The following is a 21,205-nucleotide window of genomic DNA, read 5'->3' on the forward strand; positions in this document are numbered from 1 at the left end:
TGGATTTAGGGACTCAGAATACTTTTTTCTGAAAATCAAGGCGGCCTTCCCCGGAAAGCCGCGATGAACCTGAAAAAGGGGAGTCATGGACTCCCCTTCTCGTACTGCGTACTCGTCACTGGGCCAGCAGGTGGCCTACCAGCTCATGACGCCACCCTTGCAGCAGCATGGGCTTGTCCGCCCTGGCCCGCTCCTCGGCACTCATGCGCCAGCTCCAGGTGAAGTACTGGTGGATGATCTTCTTGCTCGCCACCAGCTCCGGCGGAATGTTGCTGGCCTTGGCCTTCTCCTCCACCATGGCCTTGATGCGCTTGAGCTCGGCCTTGTACTGGGGGAAGTCCACCAGACGGCGGATGGGATCGGGCCAGCTCGCAGGGTCGCTCTGCTGGGCGGCGGCGACGATGTCCAGCATCCGCTTGCCGTGGATCTTGATCTCGATGGGCGAGAGGCCCAGCTCGTTGAGATCCCGAAGGGAAGCGGGACGACGCTCCGCCACCTTGAACAGGTGCAGCTCTTTGACCACGAAGTTGAGGGCAAGATCCCGGCGTACCGCTTCCTGCTGGCGCCAGGCGGCCAGCTCGCGCAGGATGGCCAGCTCGCGGCGACCCAGTTGCCAGGCGTTGACGATCTCGAGGTAGGCCTGACGGGGATCGCTGCCCTGGGTTTTGCGGGCGGAGTGGTTCTGGCACTCCTGTTCGAACCAGGGGAACTTGCCGCTCTCGCGCAGTCTGGCCATCACCTTCTCGTAGAGGGGCATGAGGTAGAAGACATCCGCCGCGGCATATTCCAGCTGACGAGGGGTAAGGGGGCGCGCCAGCCAGTCGGTACGGGCCTGATCCTTCTCAAGCTCGACCCCGAGGAATTCGTTGACCAAGGCGCCAAACCCCACCGACACGCCATGACCCAGGAAGGCTGCCGCCAGCTGGGTATCGTGCATCTGGTTGGGCAGGTGACCCGCTTGATGCTGGATGAGTTCCAGATCCTCACCGGAGGCGTGCAGGATGGCAATCTGTCCGGCCCGACCGAGGCGCTGCCACAAACCGGAGAGCTCCAGGGTCAGGGGATCGAGCAGGGCAAGCTGCTTGCCATCGTAGATCTGGAACAGACCGAGCTGGGGATAGTAGGTACGGGTGCGAACGAATTCGGTATCGATGGCCAGGGGAACGTCGGCCAGAGAAGCGAGATACTGATCCAGTTCGGCTTGCTGTGAAATGAGTTGATATTGCATCGTTGCCTGCACGTTGGTCGGATCCAGAAAGAAAAAACCGTGGATGTCCCACGGTTTTGCATAACGACAGCGCTGGACTGCAAAGCAGTGCATGCCGGTTACTGCTTGGCAATCTCCTCGTCGCGCAGCACGCGGCGCAGGATCTTGCCCACGTTGGTCTTGGGAAGTTCGTCGCGAAATTCTACCAGTTTCGGCACCTTATAGGCAGTCAGATGTTTGCGGCAGTGGGCAATTATCTCCTCTTCCGCCAGCTTTGCATCTTTCTTGACCACGAAGATCTTCACCTGCTCGCCGGACACCGGGTTGGGTACGCCGACGGCGGCTACCTCCAGCACCTTGGGATGCAGGGCCACCACGTCTTCTATCTCGTTCGGGTAGACGTTGAAGCCGGAGACCAGGATCATGTCCTTCTTGCGATCGACGATCTTGAAGAAGCCCTGCTCGTCGCATACCGCGATGTCGCCGGTGCAGAGCCAGCCATCCTGCATCACCTCGGCGGTCGCCTCCGGGCGCTGCCAGTAGCCGGTCATCACCTGAGGACCGCGCACCTGCATCTCGCCGGGGGCACCCCGTTCGGTGACCTGGTTCCCCTCGTCATCCACCAGACGGATCTCGGTGGAGCAGACCGGCAGACCGATGGAGCCGTTGTAATCCACCAGATCATAGGGGCAGACGCTCACCAGGGGCGAGCACTCGGTCAGGCCATAGCCCTCCAGCAGCGGGGTGCCGGTCAGCCCCTTCCACTGCTCGGCCACCGCCCGTTGCACCGCCATGCCGCCACCGATAGTGAGCTTGAGCTTGGCAAAATCCATGCCCTTGAACTCGTCGTTGTTGACCAGGGCGTTGAACAGGGTGTTCACCCCGGTGATGCAGGTGAAAGGATACTTCTTGATCTCTTTGACAAAACCCGGGATGTCGCGGGGGTTGCTGATGAGCAGGTTGTAGCCCCCCAGACGCATGAACAGCAGGCAGTTTACCGTCAGGGCGAAGACGTGATAGAGCGGCAGCGCCGTGACCACGAACTCCTTGCCGCGCTCCAGCACGGGGCCATAGACACCGAGGCACTGCTCAACGTTGGCGATCATGTTGCGATGAGTCAGCATGGCCCCCTTGGAGAGGCCGGTGGTCCCGCCGGTGTATTGCAGGAAGGCGATGTCCTGGTTGCTGATCTCGGGTTTGATGTACTGCAGGTAGCGCCCCTTGGCGAGGGCCTGGCGCATGGTGCTGGCATGGGGCAGGTTGTACTTGGGCACCAGCTTCTTGACGTATTTGACCACGAAGTTGACCAGGGTCCCCTTGGCCAGCCCCAGGTTGTCACCCATCCGGGTCAGGATCACGTGCTTGACCGGAGTATCATACACCACTTTTTCCAGGGTGTGGGCAAAGTTGGAGACGATGACGATGGCCTTGGCGCCGGAGTCTTTCAACTGATGCTCCAGCTCGCGCGGGGTATAGAGGGGGTTGACGTTCACCACCGTCATGCCGGCCCGCAGGATGCCGAATACCGCGATGGGGTATTGCAGCAGGTTCGGCATCATCACGGCCACCCTGTCCCCCTTGCCGAGCTTCAGCTCGTTTTGCAGGTAGGCGGCGAAGGCTCGGGACTGCTCCTCCAGCCGACGGTAGGTAATGGTCTGCCCCATGTTGACGAAGGCGGGTTGATCGGCGAACTGGTTCACCGACTCTTCAAACATCTCGACCAGAGAGCCGTATTGGTCTGGATTGATCTCGGCGGGCACCCCTTCTGGATAACGCTTCAGCCAGACTCTTTCCACGAACTTCTCCTGCATAACTCGCACCTGTGCGCTCACTGTGTTGCCTCCGTCCCTGTCACATCCATTTCAATCAATTGTTTTAAGTTCATGCTCTAATGCCGCACATATTTACATAAGGCAACATCAATTAACAGTGAATTAACAACGGGAAATGTGAGGGAGAAAGCAAACCTGACATGATTCAAAGCCGCCGATCCTACCGGATTTGAGCGAAGTTTTCGATATAAACGGCGGTTTCTGATGAATTTTCCATATGAAAATGATGGCCTCCTGCCACTGTCACCCGTTCAATGTGGCCAAAGGCCGCCTCCCGCAACTGCCACTGTGCCAGGAGCCCGGGGAAGCCCTGCTCTCCCCGGATAAAGAGCACCGGACAGGTGATGGCCCGGATCAGGGCCTGGGCCTGCCCCTCGCTCATGCGCAGGGGCGAGAGATCGCGAAGACGGGGATCACTGCGCCAATACCAGCGCCCTGCCCGCGCCTCCAGTTGTCGCTCGCAGATAAGGCGTGCCGCACTCGGGGGGATGTCCGCCACCTTGCAGCGGGCAGCCACCGCCTCCTCGAGGGTGGCAAATCCACTGGTTGCACGCTCACGGGTACGAGTGCGGTTGAGGATGGCGCGGCGCAGCTGCCCCGGTACCTCCTCGTCGGGCTGGCTCAAGGGGCCGAGCCCCTCCAGCAGAATGAGCCGCTCGATTTGTTCGGGAAAAACGCCGGCATAGGCAGAGGCAATCAGCGCCCCCAGGGAGTGACCAAGCAGGATGAAACGCTGCCAGCCCGCGGCCTGGGTGATCTGGTAGAGATCATCCAGCCAGTCCACGAAGACATAGGGAGTCGACTTGTGATCGGAGTGACCATGGCCCGGCAGATCGACGCAGACCAGATGAAACGCCCCCAGCCAGGGGGCCAGAGGCAAAAAGCTGGCGCCGTTGTCGAGCCAGCCATGGAGGGCCACCAGCAGCGGTCTGTCCTCCTGACCATTGTCCAGCAGGGCGATGTGCCGCCCGTCCGCCAGGCGCAGCCTGCGCTCCTGCAATGTCGCCGTCATCCGGGCTCCTCAGCGGCGCAGGGGCCGTCTGGGCCAGAAGGGATCATAGAAAGGATCGTAAAAGTAGGGATCCATGTAGCGGATCTCCACCTCCTTCACCGGTGGCCACAGCTTGCTCCCCGTCACCTTGAGTACCGAGAAGCGATACTTGTGCTCGCCAATCTGGCTGTCCACCGGCTTGTCGAGGGTGCCGAGCACCGTCAGGCTGCGACCCTTGGCATAGAGGGTCGGGTCGACAAACCCCTGCATGATGGCGAGAAAACGACCAGGGCTCTGCTCGGTCTGCTCCGGCACCCCGTTGGACTTGAGGGGCAGATAGACCACCTCGATGACACTCTGATCCGCCTTGTTGTGGACCGCCGAGATGACACCGCTCCAGCGGGCCGGCTTGCCTTCCATCCCCTGCAGAGCGGGTTGATAGGCCACCAGCTGATCCGCAGGCTCATAGGCAAGCTCTTTGGGCACCGTGCTGCAACCGCTCAGCAGCAGCCCCACCAATCCCAGCATGATCACGGATTTTCTCATTCGTTTCTCCTTCATCGTCCGACAAAGCAGCCCGGGACAGCCGTTGCCGCCTATTCGCGACCCGGCAGTTTCTTCCAGGTCACCTTGTCACGCAGATAGACAGGGGTGGCTTGCTCAACCGGCACCGCCTCACCCGCAAACCAGGCCTGGCGTGCCAGAGGCAGCATGTCGGCGGCCGCCGGGAAACGCACCTGGCTTGGGGTCAGCACATCTGCCAGGCCGCCCAGAGTCTCGCCATAGGTTTCAAAACCGGTGCCAACGCAGCTCACCGCGCCAGTCAGCTTGTCACGGGCCTGCACCAGTGCGGCTGGCTCGCTCACCACCTCCTCGCCCACCAGCGTCATCACCCCGTCCACCAAGGCATAGTGGCCGAAATAGACCTCGTCCATGCGCGCATCGATGGCGGCAAGCACCTGCTCGGCCCCTTCCAGCTTATGGGCCCCCTGGGCCATGGCCGCCAGGGTGGAGACACCGATCATCGGCACGCCGGCACCAAAGGCGAGCCCCTGGGCCACGCTGATCCCGATCCGTACCCCGGTGAAGGAGCCAGGCCCACGGCCGAAGGCGATGGCGTCGAGCTCATCCAACGATAGACCGGCTTCATCCAACAGAGCCTGAACCATGGGCAGGATCTTGCGGGTATGGTCACGGGGCGCCTCTTCCCAGCGGGAGTAGAGGCTATCGCCCACCAAGAGGGCTGCGGAGCAGGCTTCGGTGGCGGTATCCACGGCCAGGATCTTCAACTCATCCATTCTTTTTATTCTCTTCACATCAGTCAGTTAAATCGTCAGCATGGCCAAGGCCTGCCGTCATGCATGGCCGGGGGCAATCAGCCCCGGCGCGGCGGACTCACTCCCGTGGTCCGAAAAATTCTCCCAGGGTCGCCAGCTCCCGGGTCCGTGGAATGGCAGGCAGGCTCTTGATGAAGGTGGCGCCATAGGGCTTGTTGACCACCCGAGGATCACAAATAACCAGTACGCCGTGATCACTGCGATCACGGATGAGCCGCCCCACCCCCTGCTTGAGGGCAATCACCGCCTTGGGCAACTGCAACTCAGCAAAGGGATCCCCCCCCTTGAGCTTGCAATCCTCCACCCGTGCCTTGAGCTGGGGATCGTCCGGGCTCGCAAAGGGCAGCTTGTCGATGATAACACAGGACAATGCCGCCCCCCGCACGTCTATCCCCTCCCAGAAACTGCTGGTGGCCACCAGCACGGCCCGACCGTTCTCCACGAAGGTCTTGAGCAGCCGCTGCTTGTTGTCTTCCCCTTGCAGCAGGACGGTGCGGCCGATTTCCCGGCGTAGCACCTCAGCCACCTGGCGCATCACCTGATGGCTGGTGCAGAGGAAAAAACATCCCCCCGGCGTCTTGTTGATGAGGGGGATCATCAGGGTCGCCAGCTGCTCCCCGCGCCCGAAGGCATTGGGCTCTGGCAAGAAACGGGGTACGCACAGGCGCGCCTGCTCGGCGTAATCGAACGGACTGTCGAGAATGAGTTCGGCGCTGCCGGCCAGCCCCATCTCGGCGACGAAGTGGGCGAAGCGATTGTCCACCGTCAAGGTGGCCGAGGTGAAGACCCAGGCCACCTCAGGGCGCTGCACCTCGGCACCGAAGCGCTCGGCGACCGACAGCGGCGTCAGATTGAGGGTAAAGTGCAGACGCGAACAGTCATACCAGTAGGAGAAACCGGTCTGGTTGATCGCCAGCACCTCCCCAAGGCGAGTGCGCAGCTCGCTGATGCGCTCGAAACAGTGATCCAGCTGCTCCCCTCGCCCGAGCGCCAGTTTCAGCACTTCATAACAGAGCCCGATGGCATCGTTGAGGCGGGCCAGCGCCTGGGCCCAGAGGGATTGTCTCAGCAGATCCCGGGTGTTGCCGCGCCCCCCCTCCACGCCGAAGGCAAGGCGCAGATCCTGACTGGCAATGGCAAGCCTGTCCGCCGCCTTGCCAAGCTGGGCCATGTCATGAGCCTCTGCCCGGTAGGCGAGCTGGATATCCTGCGCCAAATCCAGGATGGTGCGACTGCCCACGGACTTGCCGAAGTAGTGGCTGGCGATCTCGGGCAACTGGTGCGCCTCGTCGAATACATAGACCTGCGCCTCGGGCACCAGCTCGCCAAAGCCGGTGTCTTTGACCGCCATGTCAGCGAAAAAGAGGTGGTGGTTGATCACCACCACCTGGGCGTCCATGGCACGGCGCCGGGCGATGACCAGGTGACAATCATCGTAATAGGGGCAGTCGCGACCCAGGCAGTTGTCGTTGGTGCTGGTGACGTGGGCAAGGATCTCGGCGTTCTCCTGTAGCCCCGGGATATCCCCCACATCGCCGTTGTCGGTGGCGGTCGACCAGGATTTGACCTTCACGAGATCGCTCAGGATCTCGGGCTTTTGCAGATGGGATTCACTCAACAGCCGATTCATCCGCTCGATGCAGAGGTAATTGCTGCGCCCCTTGAGCAGTGCCACCGGCGGGGTGTAGTGAAGCGCCCCCGTGATGGTGGGCAGATCCCGATAGAAGAGCTGCTCTTGCAGATTCTTGGACCCGGTACTGATCACCACCCGCTTGCCGGATTCCAGCGCAGGCACCAGATAGGCATAGGTTTTGCCAGTGCCCGTTCCAGCCTCCACCAGCAAACGGCCACCTTGCTTGATGGCGCGGGACACCGCCTCGGCCATCTCCAGTTGCGGGGCACGGGCCTTGAAGCCGTCAATATGGCGGGCCAGGGGGCCGTCTGGCTTGAACAGGGTCTGGATGATGGTCAAAGGCATGTCCCGTTGCAAAAGCGGGCATTATGCCAAAAGCGCGGAAAAAGCGGGACTGATAATGCGTTCAGACGAAGAGATCAATCCGGTGGTCCGGATCCGGTTTGTGATCATCATCCTGCACCGCTGGTTGATCAGGCTTTGGCGGCTGCTCTCTCTGCTGGTGATGCTGGCCACCGCCGCCATTGTCGGTGCCTATCTTGCGCAGCTGATGTTTCTGGCTGATCTGGGTCACCTCCCGCTTGATGTCATCCGGGCTCGGTGTCGAGGGTGCACGGGGCAGGATGGGAAATAACAGGTCCTGGCTGGGCATGATGTCGCCTCCTTTGGCATCTCATTGTCTAGTTATCGACCAGAAAACCGTTTTCTCAACTTTAATCGTCCTGATCACATTTTTCGGTTGCATTTTCTGTCAAGGCAGGTAGTTTAAATCGGGCGTCAACAACGGCATCTGATTTGTAAAGGATTGATTACATCATGAAGTTCACCACCCTGAAGACTCATCATCACCATCATCATCCCGAATAGTCTTTCAGGAGGTTGACTGCTGGAAGACACTTAACTGGTGACTTCCAAAAGGACCGCAAGATTCATAAACCCTCGGAAGCACATACTTCCGAGGGTTTTTTCGTTTTTGACTAAAAGGAAATCGAGCAATGGAAACACAACGTCTGCGCATCGCCATGCAAAAATCCGGTCGTCTGAGCCAGGATTCCCAGGCCCTCTTCAAGAGCTGCGGCCTCAAGATCAACCTGCGGGAACAGCGCCTCATCGCCCATGTCGAGAACATGCCCATCGACATTCTGCGAGTGCGTGATGACGACATCCCGGGTCTGGTGATGGAAGGGGTGGTCGATCTTGGCATCATCGGCGAGAACGTTCTCGAAGAGGTGCAGCTCATTCGCGCAGCCCAGGGGCAGCCCTTTGCGGTGAAGACCCTCAAGCAGCTCGACTTCGGCGGCTGCCGCCTCTCTCTGGCGGTGCCGGACGATGTCAACTACACAGGACCCGAGAGCCTGGCCGACAAGCGCATCGCCACCTCCTACCCCGGTCTGCTCAAGCGCTTCTTCGACGAGAAGGGCCTGGGCTTCAAGAGCGTGATGCTGGGTGGCTCGGTGGAAGTAGCCCCCCGCGCGGGTCTGGCCGATGCCATCTGCGATCTGGTCTCCACCGGCGCGACCCTGGAAGCCAACGGCCTGAAAGAGGTCGAGGTGATCTACCGCTCCAAGGCAGTCCTGGTGCAGGCTCCCAACCCCCTGAACGATGCCAAGCAGAAACTCATCGACAAGCTGCTGCCCCGCATCCAGGGGATGCAGCAGGCGCGCGAAAGCAAATACATCATGCTGCACGCCCCCAAAGACAAGCTCGATGCCATCACCGATCTGCTGCCGGGGGCGGAGCGTCCCACCATCATGCAGCTCGCCGGTGACACCAACCAGGTGGCCCTGCACGTCGTCTCCAGCGAAACCCTGTTCTGGGAGACCATGGAACAGCTCAAGGCCCTGGGTGCCAGCTCCATCCTGGTGCTGCCCATTGAAAAGATGATGGAATAAGCCGAGATGATGGAATAAGGAAGACACATCATGCAGACCCTGATCTGGAAGACCCTCTCCCCCGCCCGGCAAGCCGAGGTCCTGACCCGGCCCGCCCTTGGCGACGAAGCCGACATCGGTACCGTGGTGCGAGACATCATTGCCGCGGTACGTAGCCGGGGCGATGAGGCCCTGCGCGAGCTGAGCCAGCGTTTCGAACGCGCGCCCCGCGAACAGCTTCGGGTGAGCGACGCGGAAGTGGATGCCGCCTGCGCTCGACTCGGTGATGACATCAAGGGTGCCATCGAGGCCGCCATCGCCAATATCCGTACCTTCCACGCCGCCCAGGTACAGCCCGTCGTCCGAGTCGAAACCCAGCCCGGGGTACTGTGCGAGCTGCGCACCCAACCCATCAGCCGGGTCGGCCTCTATGTCCCGGGAGGCAGCGCGCCGCTCCCCTCCACCGTGATGATGCTGGCCATTCCGGCAAGCCTGGCCGGTTGCCGTGAGGTGGTGCTCTGTACCCCGTCTCCGGCGAGCGACGAGATCCTGTTTGCCGCCCGCGCCTGTGGCGTCCGTCAGGTGTTCGCCATCGGCGGCGCCCAGGCCATCGCGGCCATGGCCTATGGCACGCAAACCATCCCCAAGGTGGACAAGATCTTCGGCCCGGGCAACGCCTATGTGACCGAAGCCAAGGGCCAGGTTTCCCGTGACTGGCGGGGCGCCGCCATCGACATGCCAGCCGGCCCCTCCGAGGTGCTGGTGATCGCAGACGAGAGCGCCAACCCGGCCTTCGTGGCATCGGATCTGCTCTCCCAGGCCGAGCACGGCCCCGACAGCCAGGTGGTGCTGGTCACCACCTCCGCTTCCCTGGCCGATGCCATCGGCAGCGAGATCCAGGCGCAACTCGCCGACCTCAGCCGCCGCGACATCGCCGAGCAAGCCCTGAAGGCAAGCCTGGTGATCCTCTGCGACAACCTGGAGGAGGCCTGCGCCATCTCCAACGCCTATGCACCGGAACACCTCATCGTGCAGACCCGGGCCCCCCGGGATCTGCTGGACAAGCTCGAGAACGCGGGCTCCATCTTCCTCGGGGCATGGACACCGGAGTCGGTCGGTGATTACGCCAGCGGCACCAACCACACCCTGCCCACCTACGGCTATGCCCGCACCTGCTCGAGCTTGGGGCTTGCCGACTATCAGCGCCGCTACACGGTTCAAGAGCTCACTGCAGACGGCATTCGCGGCCTTGGCCCCATCGTCCAGCGCATCGCCCAGGCCGAGGGGCTCGATGCCCACAAGCATGCCGTCACCCTCAGGTTGAACGCCCTGGCCGCCGAGCCCCAACAAACAGCACAGCAGAAGGATTTGTCATGAGCATCGTCAATCTGGCCCGTCGCGTTGTGCGGGCTCTCACTCCCTACCAGTCCGCTCGCCGCATCGGCGGCCAGGGCCACGTCTGGCTCAATGCCAACGAGGCCCCCCTGGCCTATCCCTTCACCGTCGAGGGGAGCCGCCTCAACCGCTATCCCGAGTGCCAGCCGGCCGAGGTGGTGAATGGCTATGCCGCCTACGCCGGGGTCAATCCGGATCAGGTGCTGGTAAGCCGCGGTGCCGACGAGGCCATCGAGCTCTTGATCCGCACCTTCTGCGAGGCAGGGGAAGATCAAATCCTCATCTGCCCCCCCACCTACGGCATGTACGCCATCAGCGCCGAGACCTGTGGCGTGGGGATTGTCGAGCAGCCATTGACCGCCAGCCGTCAGCCGGACTGGCCCGCCATCGCCGATCGCCTCTCTGACGTGAAGCTGGTGTTCCTCTGCTCCCCCAACAATCCCACCGGGGATCTGGTGGGCCGCAAGGGACTCGTCGCCCTGCTGGAGAAGGCCCGGGACCGCGCCATCATCGTCGTGGACGAGGCCTACATCGAGTTCTGCCCGGAGGCCTCCGTGGTGGACCTGCTCGCCCAATACCCGAACCTGGTGGTGACCCGCACCCTCTCCAAGGCCTTCGCCCTGGCAGGGATCCGCTGCGGCTTTACTTTGGGGGATCCAGAGGTGATTGCCATGCTGGCCAAGGTGATCGCGCCCTACCCCATTCCCGACCCCATCGCCCAGATTGCCGCCCAGGCGCTCTCTCCCATGGGGCTGGAATTGATGCAGGAGCGGGTGCAGGAGCTCAACAAGCAGAAGGCGCTCATCAAGGCGGAGCTGCTTCGTCTGTCCTGCGTCAAGGAAGTGTTCGAGGACAAAGGCAACTTCGTGCTGGTGCGCTTCAAAGATGGCGCCGCCGTGTTCGCCGCCATGAAGGCCGCCGGCATCATCTTGCGTGATTTCTCCAGCAAGCCTGGCCTTGACAACAGCATCCGCATCACCATCGGCTATCAGGGCGAAATGGACGCCGTGCTCGCCGTGCTGCGTGACCTGCCCCCACCCTCTCTGTAAGACAAGCAAGGATGTAGCGATGAAAACCCCGTTTTTGTTTATCGACCGTGACGGCACCCTGATCGAGGAGCCGGTCACCGACAAGCAGGTGGACAGCCTTGCGAAGCTGCGCTTCGAGCCCATGGTGATACCTGTGCTGCGTGAGCTCCAGGCCGCCGGCTACGTGCTGGTGATGGTGACCAACCAGGATGGGCTCGGCACCGCCAGCCTGCCCCTTGAACACTTCCAGCCGCCCCACGACCTGATGATGCACCTCTTCGAATCCCAGGGCGTCACTTGGGAGCAAGTGCTGATCTGTCCCCACTTCCCCACCGACGGTTGCAGCTGCCGCAAGCCTCACCTTGGGCTGGTGAAGGAGTATCTCGCCTCGGGCCGCATCGACTTTGCCAACTCCTTCGTGATTGGCGACAGACAGACCGACATCCAGCTTGCCGAGAACATGGGCATCCGCGGCATACGCTACCACCCGCAAGATCACGGCTGGACTGCCATTCGTGATCAGCTGCTCTCCAAGGGGCGCGTGGCCGAGGTGGAGCGCTACACCAAGGAGACCCGCATCCAGGTGGCGGTGGATCTCGACAAGAGCGGTGGCAACCAGATCGCCACCGGCATCGGCTTCTTCGATCACATGCTGGATCAGATAGCGACCCACGCGGGCTTTCGCCTCAAGCTCAAAGTGTGCGGCGATCTGCACATCGACGATCACCACACGGTGGAAGATGTGGGATTGGCACTGGGTCAAGCCCTGCGCCAGGCCCTTGGCAACAAGCGCGGCATCGGCCGCTTCGGCTTCGTGCTGGCGATGGACGAGGTGCAGGCGGTGATCGACGGGCGTCCCCGCCAGGAGGCTGACAGCACCTCGCTGACCGAGCTGGACGTGGCCACTGCGCTGGATCTGAGCGGCCGTCCCTACTTCGTGTTCGACTGCCCGAGCGGCTTTGGTCGCGACAGCGTGGGAGAGATGGCCACCGAGATGGTGCCCCACTTCTTCCGCTCCCTCTCTGACGCCATGGCCATCACCTTGCAGATGAAGGTGGGCAGCGGCAACACCCACCATCAGGTGGAGGCGCTGTTCAAAGGCTTTGGCCGCGCCCTGCGCCAGGCCATTCGCGTGGAAGGGAGCGAGCTTCCCTCCAGCAAGGGGGTGCTGTGATGGGGAAACAGAACCTGGTCATCATCGACACCGGCTGCGCCAACCTCGCCTCGGTGCGCATGGCGTTCGAGCGCCTCGGCGTGCAGCCCAGGGTGAGCTGCAAGGCCACCGACATCGAGCAGGCGGACAAACTGATCCTGCCCGGCGTCGGCACCGCCATCGCCGCCATGAAGAACCTCAATGAGCGGGAACTGGTGCCCCTCATTCGCGCCGCCAAGCAGCCGCTGCTCGGTTTTTGCCTCGGCATGCAGATGCTGGCACAGGCCTCGGAAGAAAACATGAGCGCCGATGGCAGCGAAGGAGCGCTCATCGACTGCCTCGGCATCGTGCCTGGCAGGATCCGCCTGATGGAGGTGGGCAACCTGCGCCTGCCCCACATGGGCTGGAACCAGATTGAACACGACGAGACCCACCCGCTACTCAAAGGCATTCCCAGCGGCCGCTACTTCTACTTTGTCCACTCCTATGCGCTGGAGGTGACCGACGCGACCCTGGCGACCTGCGGCTACGGCCTGCCCTTTACCGCCATCGTCGGGCGGGACAACTTCTTTGGCGCCCAATTCCACCCGGAGCGATCCGGCCCGGCCGGTGCCCGCCTACTGCAAAACTTTCTGGAGCTATGACAGGCATGATTATTCCCGCAATCGACCTTATCAACGGTCAGGTCGTGCGCCTCTATCAGGGCGACTACGGCCAGAAAACCGCCTACAGCGACAACCCGCAGGCCCGCTTCGATGACTATGTCAGCCAGGGGGCGGCGCAGCTGCACCTGGTGGATCTGGACGGCGCCAAGGATGCCAAGGCCCGCCAGTTGGCCCTCATCGCCCAGCTGCTGTCCGCCACCGAGGCACCGGTGCAGGTCGGCGGCGGCGTGCGCAGCGAACAGGATGTGGCCGACTTGCTGGCGGCCGGCGCCAGCCGGGTGGTGATCGGTTCCACCGCCGTCAAATCCCCGGATCTGGTGGCCAGCTGGATGGAGAAATATGGCCCCGAGCGCATCGTGCTGGCCCTGGATGTCAACATCGATGAACAGGGCAACCGCCACATCGCAGTGGCTGGCTGGCAGGAGAACAGCGGCATCTCCATCGAGGCGCTGATCGAGCGCTTCCTCCCCGCCGGACTTAAACACGTGCTCTGCACCGACATCAGCCGGGACGGTACCCTGGCGGGCACCAACGTCGAACTCTACCGGGATCTCTGTGCCCGCTACCCGAACGTCGGCTTCCAGGCGTCCGGCGGTATCGGCGGTCTGGCGGATATCGAGGCGCTCAAGGGAACCGGCGTCAAGGGGATCATCCTCGGCCGTGCCCTGCTGGAGGGCAAGTTTGACGTGGCAGAAGCCATTCGCTGCTGGGGTGACGGCCGCGCTGCGTGACGCGCCCCTTTCTGGCATCAGACAGCCTGCCCATCCGGGCAGGCCTCTTTCTCCCCGATGGGGGCGAATCTTATGATTTGGCAGCAATTGGCTCTATACTCGACCTCACAGGGATAGCGTCATGGAAGACATATGTTGACACCTCACAACGCCACCATCCTGATCGTCGACGACTCACCCGAAAATCTGATGGTACTGACCGAATTGCTTTCGCCTCATTACCGCGTGCTGGCTGCACAGAGCGGGGAAAAATGCCTGCGCATCGTCAGCGCGGATCCAAAGCCTGACCTCATCCTGCTGGATGTGATGATGCCCGGCATGGATGGTTATGAAGTGCTCAGGCAATTACGTCAGTCCCCGATCAGCAGCCGTATTCCCGTCGTTCTGCTCACCGCCCTCGCCGACCCCCAAAGCGAGGAGTTCGGCCTCTCCCTCGGCGCCGCCGACTACATCACCAAGCCCATCAAGCCGGTGGTCGTTCAGGCCCGGGTGCGTACCCAGCTGGAGGCAAAGCAGGCCCGTGACGGCCTGCAAAACCAGAATGCGGCGCTGGAAGCCGAGGTCGCGCGGCGAATGGCGGAAAACGACCTGATCCAGCAGGTCTCCATCCGCGCCCTCGCCCATCTGGCGGAGATCCGCGACCCCGAAACCGGCAACCATATCCTGCGCACCCAGGGCTATGTGCGTCTGCTGGCGAGCGCCCTGGCTGATCACCCCCGTTTCGCCGATACCCTGACCCCGGGTTACATCGACCTGCTGAGCCGCTCCGCACCGCTTCATGATATCGGCAAGGTGGGCATTCCCGACCACATCCTGCTCAAACCGGGCAAGCTGACCCCGGAGGAGTGGCAGATCATGCGCACCCACGCCAAGCTCGGCAGCGATGCCATCGAGGAGGCCGAACAGGACATGGAGCAGCCCCTGGCCTTCCTCACCCTGGCCAAGGAGATCGCCCACTGGCACCACGAGAAGTGGGATGGCAGCGGCTACCCGGACGGCTTGCAAGGGGACGCCATCCCCCTCTCGGCTCGCCTGATGGCGCTGGCAGACGTGTTTGACGCCCTCATCTGCGCCAGGGTCTACAAGCCGGCCATGAGCTACGACGAGGCTCGCGCCCTCATCCTCTCCGGCAGCGGCCACCATTTCGATCCCGATGTCGTGACCGCCTTCGATCGCCATTTCGACGCGTTCGTCACCATTGCCGAACGCTACCAGGATGGCAGCGAGGCCGTGGATGGCTGAGGCTCCTCTGACCCGGGCACATGTGCTCAACGTCGTGCTCACCTATGCCGCCGTGGCAAGCCTGTGGATCCTGCTCTCCGACAAGGCGGTGGAGTGGCTGTTCAGCACCCCTGCCCAGTTCGCCATGGCAAGCACCATCAAGGGCTGGCTCTTCATCCTCATCACGGCCCTCATGCTTTATGCCATGCTGCGTCGTCGCATCAGCCAGCCAGCGGTGACGCCCGCCCTCTCCCGGCGTCAGTGGATCCCCTTCCTGCTGCTCAACGGGCTCATCCTGGCCCTGACCGCCATGGCCATCGCCCGCAACATCGAACTGACCCGGGACACGGAAGTGGCCCGTCTCGAAGCCATCGCCGATCTCAAAAGCCGGCGCATCACCGAATGGCTCGACAACCGCGATCAGGATGTCCGCCAGATCATCGAGAGCCCGCGTTATGGTGCCCTGCCTCCTGATGGGCTGACGGCAAAGACACAGTGGCTGACACAACTGCAGGACGTCCTCTCGCTGCGTGGATTCCAGGGGGCGACCCTGCTTGATCCTGCCGGCCATATCCTGTGGCAGACCCCGGGGGCTGGCCCCGTGAATAGTCCCCTGCAGGCCGCCCTTTCCCGGGTTGAGGCAGGCAAGGTGCTCAGAGTGGCCCCCTATGTCGATGGAAAGGGATACGCCAGACTGGATTTTCTGGCTCCCCTCGGCCCGTCAGGCCACGGGACCACCGTCCTCGCGCTGCACATCATCGGTACTGACTGGGCCGATCGCATCCTTCGTACCTGGCCCATCCCAGACAGCAGCGGAGAAGCCATTCTGTTTCGCCAGCAGGGGGATCAGGTCCACTATCTGAGTAGCCTGCGCTATCGCCCGGAACCGGCTCTCACCCTGCACTATCCCGTCACCCACCCCACCCTGCTGGCAGCCCAGTATTTGCGGCTCGCCGAACGCGGCACGCCCCAGGTGCTTTATGGCCAGGATTACCGGGGCAGCGAGGTCTTCGGGGTTGTCTATCCGGTCATGAACACGGACTGGTACCTGCTGGCCAAGATCGACAAGGCGGAACTCTACCAGGCCACCTTCAAGGAGAGCGTCTGGATCGGTCTCATCGGCCTGCTGGTGCTCTTTGTCACCAACGCCGGCATCATCCTGCTGCGCCAGCACACCCGGCTGCAGATGGCCGAGCAGCTTCAGCACTCCCAGTCCCAGCGGCTGGAGGCGTTGCAACTGCTCTCCGCCATCGCCGACAGCTCGGAAGACGCCATCTTCGCCAAGAACAAGGAGGGCAGATACATCCTCTTCAACCGGGCCGCCAGCCAGTTTGTCGGCAAGCCGGTTGACGAGGTGCTGGGCCAGGATGATCTGACGCTCTTCCCGCCGCAGCAGGCGCAGATGCTGATGGCATCCGGGCGCCAGGTCATAGAGCGCAACCGGGTGCAGACCGAGGAGGAGTACCTGACCCTGCCCGATGGCGAGCATGTGTTTCTCGCAACCAAAGGCCCCTTGCAAGACAGCGAGGGGCAGGTGATCGGGATCTTCGGCATCTCTCGGGACATCACGGACTTCAAACGGGCCGAGGCCGACTTGCGAGAGCGCGAGGGGCTGTTCCGTGCCCTGGTGGAGCAATCCCTTGCCGGGATCTACATCATCCAGCAGGGTCGGCTCTGCTACATCAACCCCTGTTTTGCCCGACTGTTTGGCTATGACACCCCGGGGGCGCTGATCGCCGTTGGCCAGTTACACGCCCTTGCCGCTCCCAAGGACAGCACCAGGGTCGCCGAGCTGGTGCACGCGTGCGAGCAGGACGCGCGCGATATCCACACCCGCTTCAGTGCCCTGCATCAGCACGGGGAATCCCTGGAGGTCGAGCTGTACGGGCGGCGCGTCGACTACCTCGGCCAGCCCGCCATCATCGGCATTCTGCTCGATGTCACCGAACGGGAGCAGGTTGAACAGGCCCTGACCCGCCAGGCCAGCGAGCTGCGCCAGCAGAACCATGAGCTGGAGCGGTTCAACAAGGTGATGGTGGACAGGGAACTCGCCATGCTGGCCCTCAAGCACCAGATCAACGGGCTCTCCCGTCAGCTCGGAGTGCCGCCCCCCTATCCCCAGGCCCCCATGCCACCGGAGGATCTCCCATGATGAGCTGGTCACCCCTGTGGCATGTGCGCCCCTCCACCCAGCGCTGGGGGATCTCCCTGCTGGCCGTGCTGCTGCCCGTTCTGATGTTGCAAATCCGGGTCCAGCTGCCCATCGCCTTTGGTGAGCGACCGCTGCTGGTTCTCTTCATGCTGCCCATCATCGTTTGCGCCCTGTTGGGGGGCTTGTTGCCAGGTCTGCTCTGCACCCTGATCACCGCCCTGGTCACCAGCTATTTCATGCTCCCCCCCATTTATTCACTGAGTGTCGAGGCTGGCCAGGATCTGGTGCAATGGTGCCTGCTCATCGCCAACGGTCTGCTCATCAGCGTGCTCAGTGCCGCCTTTCATCGCGCCCGGGCCAGAGAGGTCCTGCGCTGGCAGGAGCTGATGAACACCCAGAACCAGTTGCAGCAGAACGAGAACCGCTTCCAGGTCACCTTCGAACAGGCGGCGGTCGGCATCGCCCTGGTCTCCCCCGATGGACACTGGCTGCGTGTCAATCAGCGGCTGTGCCACATCCTGGGCTACCGGGCCGACGAGCTCACCGGGATGACGTTCCAGCAGTTGACCCACCCGGACGATCTCTACCTCGATGAGGCACATGTGGCCCGGGTGCTGGCGGGAACTATCCCCCACTACACCCTGGAGAAGCGCTACCTGCACAAGGGGGGCGAGATCATCTGGACCACTCTGACGGTGGCCCTGGTGCGCGACGCCGAAGGCAATCCCGACTACTTCATTTCCATCATCGAGGACAACCGGCAGAACAAGGAGACCGAGGAGGCGCTGCGCCGCAACGAAGCCATACTGCGCGAGTCCCAGCGTCTCGCCAAGATAGGGAACTGGCGCTGGCGCGTGGCCGATGACAGCCACTTCTGGTCACCGGAGATCTATCGCATCTATGGCCGGGATCCGGCCCTCCCCCCCGCCGTCTATCCCGAGGTCAGAAAATACTTCACCCAGGAGGGGTGGCACACGGTGGCCCAGGCCGTCGAGCGCTGCAGGATGGACGGGCAGCCCTACGAGTGCGATGCCGAAGTGATCACGGAGCAGGGGGAGACCGCCTGGGTCATTGCCCGCGGGGCGGCGCTCAGGGACAGGGATGGCACCATACTCGAGCTCTACGGCACCGTGCAGGACATCACGGAGCGCAAGCTCGCGGAGCAGCGCCTGCAACACAATCAGCAGATGGCGCTCGATACCCAGCGTCGTGCTCGCCTCGCAGCCCTGAACCTGATGGACGACGCCATCAGTGCACGGGTGCGCGCCGAAACCGTCAGCAGCGCCCTGCGCGAGAGCGAGCAGCGCCTGCTGATGGCCCAGGAAGGAGCCCATGTCGGCATCTGGGAATGGGACATGGTCAGCAACCGCCTCGTCTTCTCGCCGGAATGTGCCCGCCTCTATGGCCGCAGTGCCGAGGCGCTCGGCGAGCTGGCCGCCTGGCAAGCCTGCCTGCATCCGGATGACAGGCCCCGCATCGAGCAGTTGCTGGCGGAGCGGGCGGTCAGCGGCGCCCCCGTCGAGCTGGAGTTCAGGATCCTGCTGCCAGATGGCGGCATCCGCTGGCTGGTGAGCAAAGGGAGCGTCTATCGGGACGCCCAGCAGCGGCCCGTGCGCCTCCTTGGCATCCATCTGGACATCACCCAGAGCAAGCTGGCCGAGCAACAGTTGCGCCAGTTGTCTCTGGCCCTCGAACAGAGCCCTGACGGCGTCTTCATCACCGACACCCGGGCGCGCATCGAGTACGTCAACCCCGCCTTCCTCGCCGCCAGCGGTTACCAGCAGCATGAGGTGATAGGCCGGACCCCGTCCCTGCTGCGCTCTGGCCTCACCCCGGATGCCAGCTATGTCGCCCTGTGGGATGCCATCAACCATGGCCAGCGCTGGCATGGCGAATTCATCAACCAGCGCAAGGATGGCTCCCACTACCAGGTGCTGGCCACGGTGTCGCCGATCCGCCAGGAGAGCGGCGAAATCACCCACTACGTCACGGTCCAGGCCGACATCACCGAGAAGAAGCAGCTCGGCGAGGAGCTGGACCAGTATCGCTACCACCTGGAGGAGATGGTCAACGAGCGCACCCGGCAGCTGGCCCAGGCCCACCAGCGGGCCGAAAGTGCCAACCACGCCAAGAGCGCCTTCCTTGCCAACATGAGCCACGAGATCCGCACCCCCATGAATGCCATCCTGGGGCTCACCTATCTGCTCAAGCGCGACACCCGGGATCCCACCGACCTCGAACGGCTGACCAAGATAGACACTGCCGCCCAGCACCTGCTCAGCATCCTCAACGACATCCTGGATCTCTCCAAGATCGATGCGGGCAAGATGACGCTGGATCTGACCGATTTCTCCCTCACCGCCATGCTGGACAACGTCCGCACCCTGATGAGCGACCAGGCCAGGGCCAAGGGGCTCACCATAGTGACGGACATCGGCGATACCCCCGCCTGGGTGCACGGTGACATCACCCGCCTGCGCCAGGCCCTGCTCAACTATGCGACCAACGCCATCAAGTTCACCGAGCAGGGAACCGTCACCCTGCGCGTCAGGCTGGCCCGCCCCCTCACCACCGGCTACCTGCTGCGCTTCGAGGTGGAAGACACCGGCATCGGCATCACCCCTGCGCAGCGCGAGAAGCTGTTCCAGGCGTTCGAACAGGCGGATGTCTCCACCACTCGCAGATATGGCGGCACTGGCCTTGGCCTTGCAATCACCAGCCGGATCGCCGCCCTGATGGGGGGCGAGGTCGGAGTCACCAGCGAGCCAGGCCAGGGAAGCTGCTTCTGGTTTACCGCCAGGCTGTTCAAGGCAAAGGAGGACGCCCCTTCCCGGACCCCGTCCGAACAGGGGAACCAACAGGCCTTCAGCTTCCCTCGCCACGCCCGGATCCTGCTGGTGGAAGACAACGCCATCAACCGGGAAGTGGTGCTCGAGCTCCTGTGCCACAGCGGCCTCGTCATCGAGACGGCCGTCAACGGCCAGGAGGCCCTGACCCGCGTCAGCCAGCATCCCTTCGACCTCATCCTGATGGACATACAGATGCCGGTGATGGATGGCTACAGCGCCACCCGTGCCATCAGGGCCCTGCCCGGCATGGACAGGCTGCCCATCCTGGCGCTCACCGCCAGCGCCTTCGAAGAGGACAGAAAGGCGAGCGCATCGGCTGGCATGAACGATTTCATTGCCAAGCCCGTCACCCCCGCCAAGCTGTTTGACGCCCTGCAGCGCTGGTTGCCCCAGAGCAAGGTCCCCGAGCTTGCCCCTGACGACAGCACTCGCCATCCCGTGACAGGCCCCCTTGCCCGCCTGCAGGCACACCAGGGTCTGGATCTCGACCAGGGGCTGGCGACCCTCAACGGCAATCAGGAGAAATACCTGGCCCTGCTTCGCTACTTCATCCATGAGCATGGCCAGGACATGGCCCGGCTGCACTGCCACTTGCAGGCCGGGGAGCACAGCGATGCAACTCGCATGGCCCACAGCCTGCGCGGCGTGGCGAGCACCCTGGGGGCACATGAGCTGTCGCGCCACTGCCTGACCCTGGAGCAGGCCATCGCGGACGGCAACACTGAGCCCACCGGACTCATGTCATCCATCGATGAAGAGATCGCCGCCCTTTGCGCTCTGCTCGGGGACGATCTCGCCGCCCCGACCACCGATCTGGTGCCTCTGGAGGATCAGTGGCGCCAGCAACTGCTGGGCCAGATGGAAGCTCTGCTGGTGCAAAGCGACACCGCCGTGATCCCCCTCTACGAGCAGTATGCCGGCCCCCTTCGCCTCATGCTGGGGTCTCGCAGCGACACCCTGACCAGGCAACTGAAGGCGTTTGATTTTGATGCCGCCCTGCTCACCCTGCGCCAGCATATGGCAACGGACGAGACCCACCCGGACGATCGGGCTCCCCTCCCCGAGGCGCCAGCCTGCCATCCGGGACAGGTGAAGGGCGACAAAGGGTTGAATCACTGAATAAAGTCATGCATATAGTGG

16 protein-coding genes and 1 other annotated feature are annotated in these 21,205 nt (G+C 62.9%); of the genes, 9 read left to right on the top strand and 7 right to left on the bottom strand.

Annotation, left to right across the window (positions count from 1 at the left end; translation table 11 throughout):
- Positions 1–115: 115 nt before the first annotated feature.
- The 7 genes from rnd to PG887_RS04570 all read right to left on the bottom strand — a co-directional run bounded on the left by rnd (position 116) and on the right by PG887_RS04570 (position 7,652).
- Entirely contained in the window at positions 116–1,228 is a 1,113-nt protein-coding gene (gene rnd, locus PG887_RS04540; RefSeq protein WP_042865294.1) for a ribonuclease D, read from the bottom strand.
- A 98-nt stretch (positions 1,229–1,326) separates the two neighbouring features.
- Positions 1,327–3,003: a long-chain-fatty-acid--CoA ligase FadD gene (fadD, locus tag PG887_RS04545; protein ID WP_010674700.1), complete on the bottom strand. Its 1,677-nt coding sequence runs from the start codon at positions 3,001–3,003 to the stop codon at positions 1,327–1,329.
- 196 nt (positions 3,004–3,199) lie between these two features.
- Positions 3,200–4,051, bottom strand: coding sequence for an alpha/beta fold hydrolase (locus PG887_RS04550; RefSeq protein WP_270821245.1), 852 nt, complete (start codon positions 4,049–4,051; stop codon positions 3,200–3,202).
- A 9-nt stretch (positions 4,052–4,060) separates the two neighbouring features.
- A complete protein-coding gene (locus tag PG887_RS04555) occupies positions 4,061–4,576 on the bottom strand; it encodes a Slp family lipoprotein (RefSeq protein ID WP_214004810.1) in 516 nt (171 codons plus the stop codon).
- A gap of 50 nt (positions 4,577–4,626) precedes the next feature.
- On the bottom strand, positions 4,627–5,328 hold the full coding sequence (tsaB, locus tag PG887_RS04560; RefSeq protein WP_164882693.1) for a tRNA (adenosine(37)-N6)-threonylcarbamoyltransferase complex dimerization subunit type 1 TsaB: 702 nt from the start codon (positions 5,326–5,328) through the stop codon (positions 4,627–4,629).
- A gap of 97 nt (positions 5,329–5,425) precedes the next feature.
- Positions 5,426–7,345 (bottom strand): ATP-dependent DNA helicase, encoded by a 1,920-nt coding sequence (locus tag PG887_RS04565; RefSeq protein ID WP_270821248.1) that lies wholly within the window; start codon positions 7,343–7,345, stop codon positions 5,426–5,428.
- Between the two features lie 61 nt (positions 7,346–7,406).
- On the bottom strand, positions 7,407–7,652 hold the full coding sequence (locus PG887_RS04570) for a hypothetical protein (protein ID WP_010674695.1): 246 nt from the start codon (positions 7,650–7,652) through the stop codon (positions 7,407–7,409).
- Between the two features lie 190 nt (positions 7,653–7,842).
- Positions 7,843–7,971 (top strand) — a sequence feature (His leader region).
- Between the two features lie 24 nt (positions 7,972–7,995).
- Here PG887_RS04570 and hisG point away from each other — a divergent pair.
- The 9 genes from hisG (at position 7,996) to PG887_RS04615 (ending at position 21,184) form a co-directional block, all read left to right on the top strand.
- Positions 7,996–8,892 (top strand): ATP phosphoribosyltransferase, encoded by an 897-nt coding sequence (gene hisG, locus PG887_RS04575; RefSeq protein ID WP_041211400.1) that lies wholly within the window; start codon positions 7,996–7,998, stop codon positions 8,890–8,892.
- Positions 8,893–8,922: 30 nt separating this feature from the next.
- On the top strand, positions 8,923–10,248 hold the full coding sequence (gene hisD, locus PG887_RS04580) for a histidinol dehydrogenase (protein ID WP_041211399.1): 1,326 nt from the start codon (positions 8,923–8,925) through the stop codon (positions 10,246–10,248).
- A complete protein-coding gene (gene hisC / locus PG887_RS04585; RefSeq protein WP_069651239.1) occupies positions 10,245–11,315 on the top strand; it encodes a histidinol-phosphate transaminase in 1,071 nt (356 codons plus the stop codon). The genes hisD and hisC overlap by 4 nt, the downstream gene beginning before the upstream one ends.
- Before the next feature lie 19 nt (positions 11,316–11,334).
- Complete coding sequence (gene hisB, locus PG887_RS04590) at positions 11,335–12,468, top strand: bifunctional histidinol-phosphatase/imidazoleglycerol-phosphate dehydratase HisB (protein WP_102948496.1); 1,134 nt, start codon at positions 11,335–11,337, stop codon at positions 12,466–12,468.
- Positions 12,468–13,091, top strand: coding sequence for an imidazole glycerol phosphate synthase subunit HisH (gene hisH, locus PG887_RS04595; protein WP_270821249.1), 624 nt, complete (start codon positions 12,468–12,470; stop codon positions 13,089–13,091). The genes hisB and hisH overlap by 1 nt, the downstream gene beginning before the upstream one ends.
- Before the next feature lie 5 nt (positions 13,092–13,096).
- Positions 13,097–13,843 carry a 1-(5-phosphoribosyl)-5-[(5-phosphoribosylamino)methylideneamino]imidazole-4-carboxamide isomerase gene (gene hisA, locus PG887_RS04600; protein WP_143237505.1) on the top strand — a complete coding sequence of 249 codons (747 nt, stop codon included), beginning with the start codon at positions 13,097–13,099 and terminating at the stop codon, positions 13,841–13,843.
- A gap of 132 nt (positions 13,844–13,975) precedes the next feature.
- A complete protein-coding gene (locus PG887_RS04605) occupies positions 13,976–15,085 on the top strand; it encodes a response regulator (protein ID WP_010674688.1) in 1,110 nt (369 codons plus the stop codon).
- The gene (locus PG887_RS04610; RefSeq protein ID WP_113978458.1) at positions 15,078–17,216 is read left to right on the top strand and encodes a PAS domain-containing protein; all 2,139 of its coding nucleotides are present in this window, start codon (positions 15,078–15,080) and stop codon (positions 17,214–17,216) included. The genes PG887_RS04605 and PG887_RS04610 overlap by 8 nt, the downstream gene beginning before the upstream one ends.
- Entirely contained in the window at positions 17,213–21,184 is a 3,972-nt protein-coding gene (locus PG887_RS04615; RefSeq protein ID WP_270821250.1) for a PAS domain S-box protein, read from the top strand. Before PG887_RS04610 ends, PG887_RS04615 begins: the two co-directional genes overlap by 4 nt.
- The last annotated feature ends 21 nt before the right edge of the window (positions 21,185–21,205 follow it).

Source organism: Aeromonas sp. QDB14 (assembly GCF_027707845.1).
Lineage (GTDB): Bacteria > Pseudomonadota > Gammaproteobacteria > Enterobacterales > Aeromonadaceae > Aeromonas > Aeromonas caviae.

Excerpts from the sequence above, each read along its gene's own strand:
- PG887_RS04615 (WP_270821250.1), top strand. The coding sequence starts at position 17,213 with ATGATGAGCTGGTCACCCCTGTGGCATGTGCGCCCCTCCACCCAGCGC.
- hisH (WP_270821249.1), top strand. The coding sequence starts at position 12,468 with ATGGGGAAACAGAACCTGGTCATCATCGACACCGGCTGCGCCAACCTC.
- tsaB (WP_164882693.1), bottom strand. The coding sequence starts at position 5,328 with ATGGATGAGTTGAAGATCCTGGCCGTGGATACCGCCACCGAAGCCTGC.
- hisA (WP_143237505.1), top strand. The coding sequence starts at position 13,097 with ATGATTATTCCCGCAATCGACCTTATCAACGGTCAGGTCGTGCGCCTC.
- hisD (WP_041211399.1), top strand. The coding sequence starts at position 8,923 with ATGCAGACCCTGATCTGGAAGACCCTCTCCCCCGCCCGGCAAGCCGAG.
- PG887_RS04550 (WP_270821245.1), bottom strand. The coding sequence starts at position 4,051 with ATGACGGCGACATTGCAGGAGCGCAGGCTGCGCCTGGCGGACGGGCGG.
- hisB (WP_102948496.1), top strand. The coding sequence starts at position 11,335 with ATGAAAACCCCGTTTTTGTTTATCGACCGTGACGGCACCCTGATCGAG.
- PG887_RS04605 (WP_010674688.1), top strand. The coding sequence starts at position 13,976 with ATGTTGACACCTCACAACGCCACCATCCTGATCGTCGACGACTCACCC.
- PG887_RS04555 (WP_214004810.1), bottom strand. The coding sequence starts at position 4,576 with ATGAGAAAATCCGTGATCATGCTGGGATTGGTGGGGCTGCTGCTGAGC.
- hisC (WP_069651239.1), top strand. The coding sequence starts at position 10,245 with ATGAGCATCGTCAATCTGGCCCGTCGCGTTGTGCGGGCTCTCACTCCC.
- rnd (WP_042865294.1), bottom strand. The coding sequence starts at position 1,228 with ATGCAATATCAACTCATTTCACAGCAAGCCGAACTGGATCAGTATCTC.
- PG887_RS04565 (WP_270821248.1), bottom strand. The coding sequence starts at position 7,345 with ATGCCTTTGACCATCATCCAGACCCTGTTCAAGCCAGACGGCCCCCTG.
- hisG (WP_041211400.1), top strand. The coding sequence starts at position 7,996 with ATGGAAACACAACGTCTGCGCATCGCCATGCAAAAATCCGGTCGTCTG.
- PG887_RS04570 (WP_010674695.1), bottom strand. The coding sequence starts at position 7,652 with ATGCCCAGCCAGGACCTGTTATTTCCCATCCTGCCCCGTGCACCCTCG.
- PG887_RS04610 (WP_113978458.1), top strand. The coding sequence starts at position 15,078 with ATGGCTGAGGCTCCTCTGACCCGGGCACATGTGCTCAACGTCGTGCTC.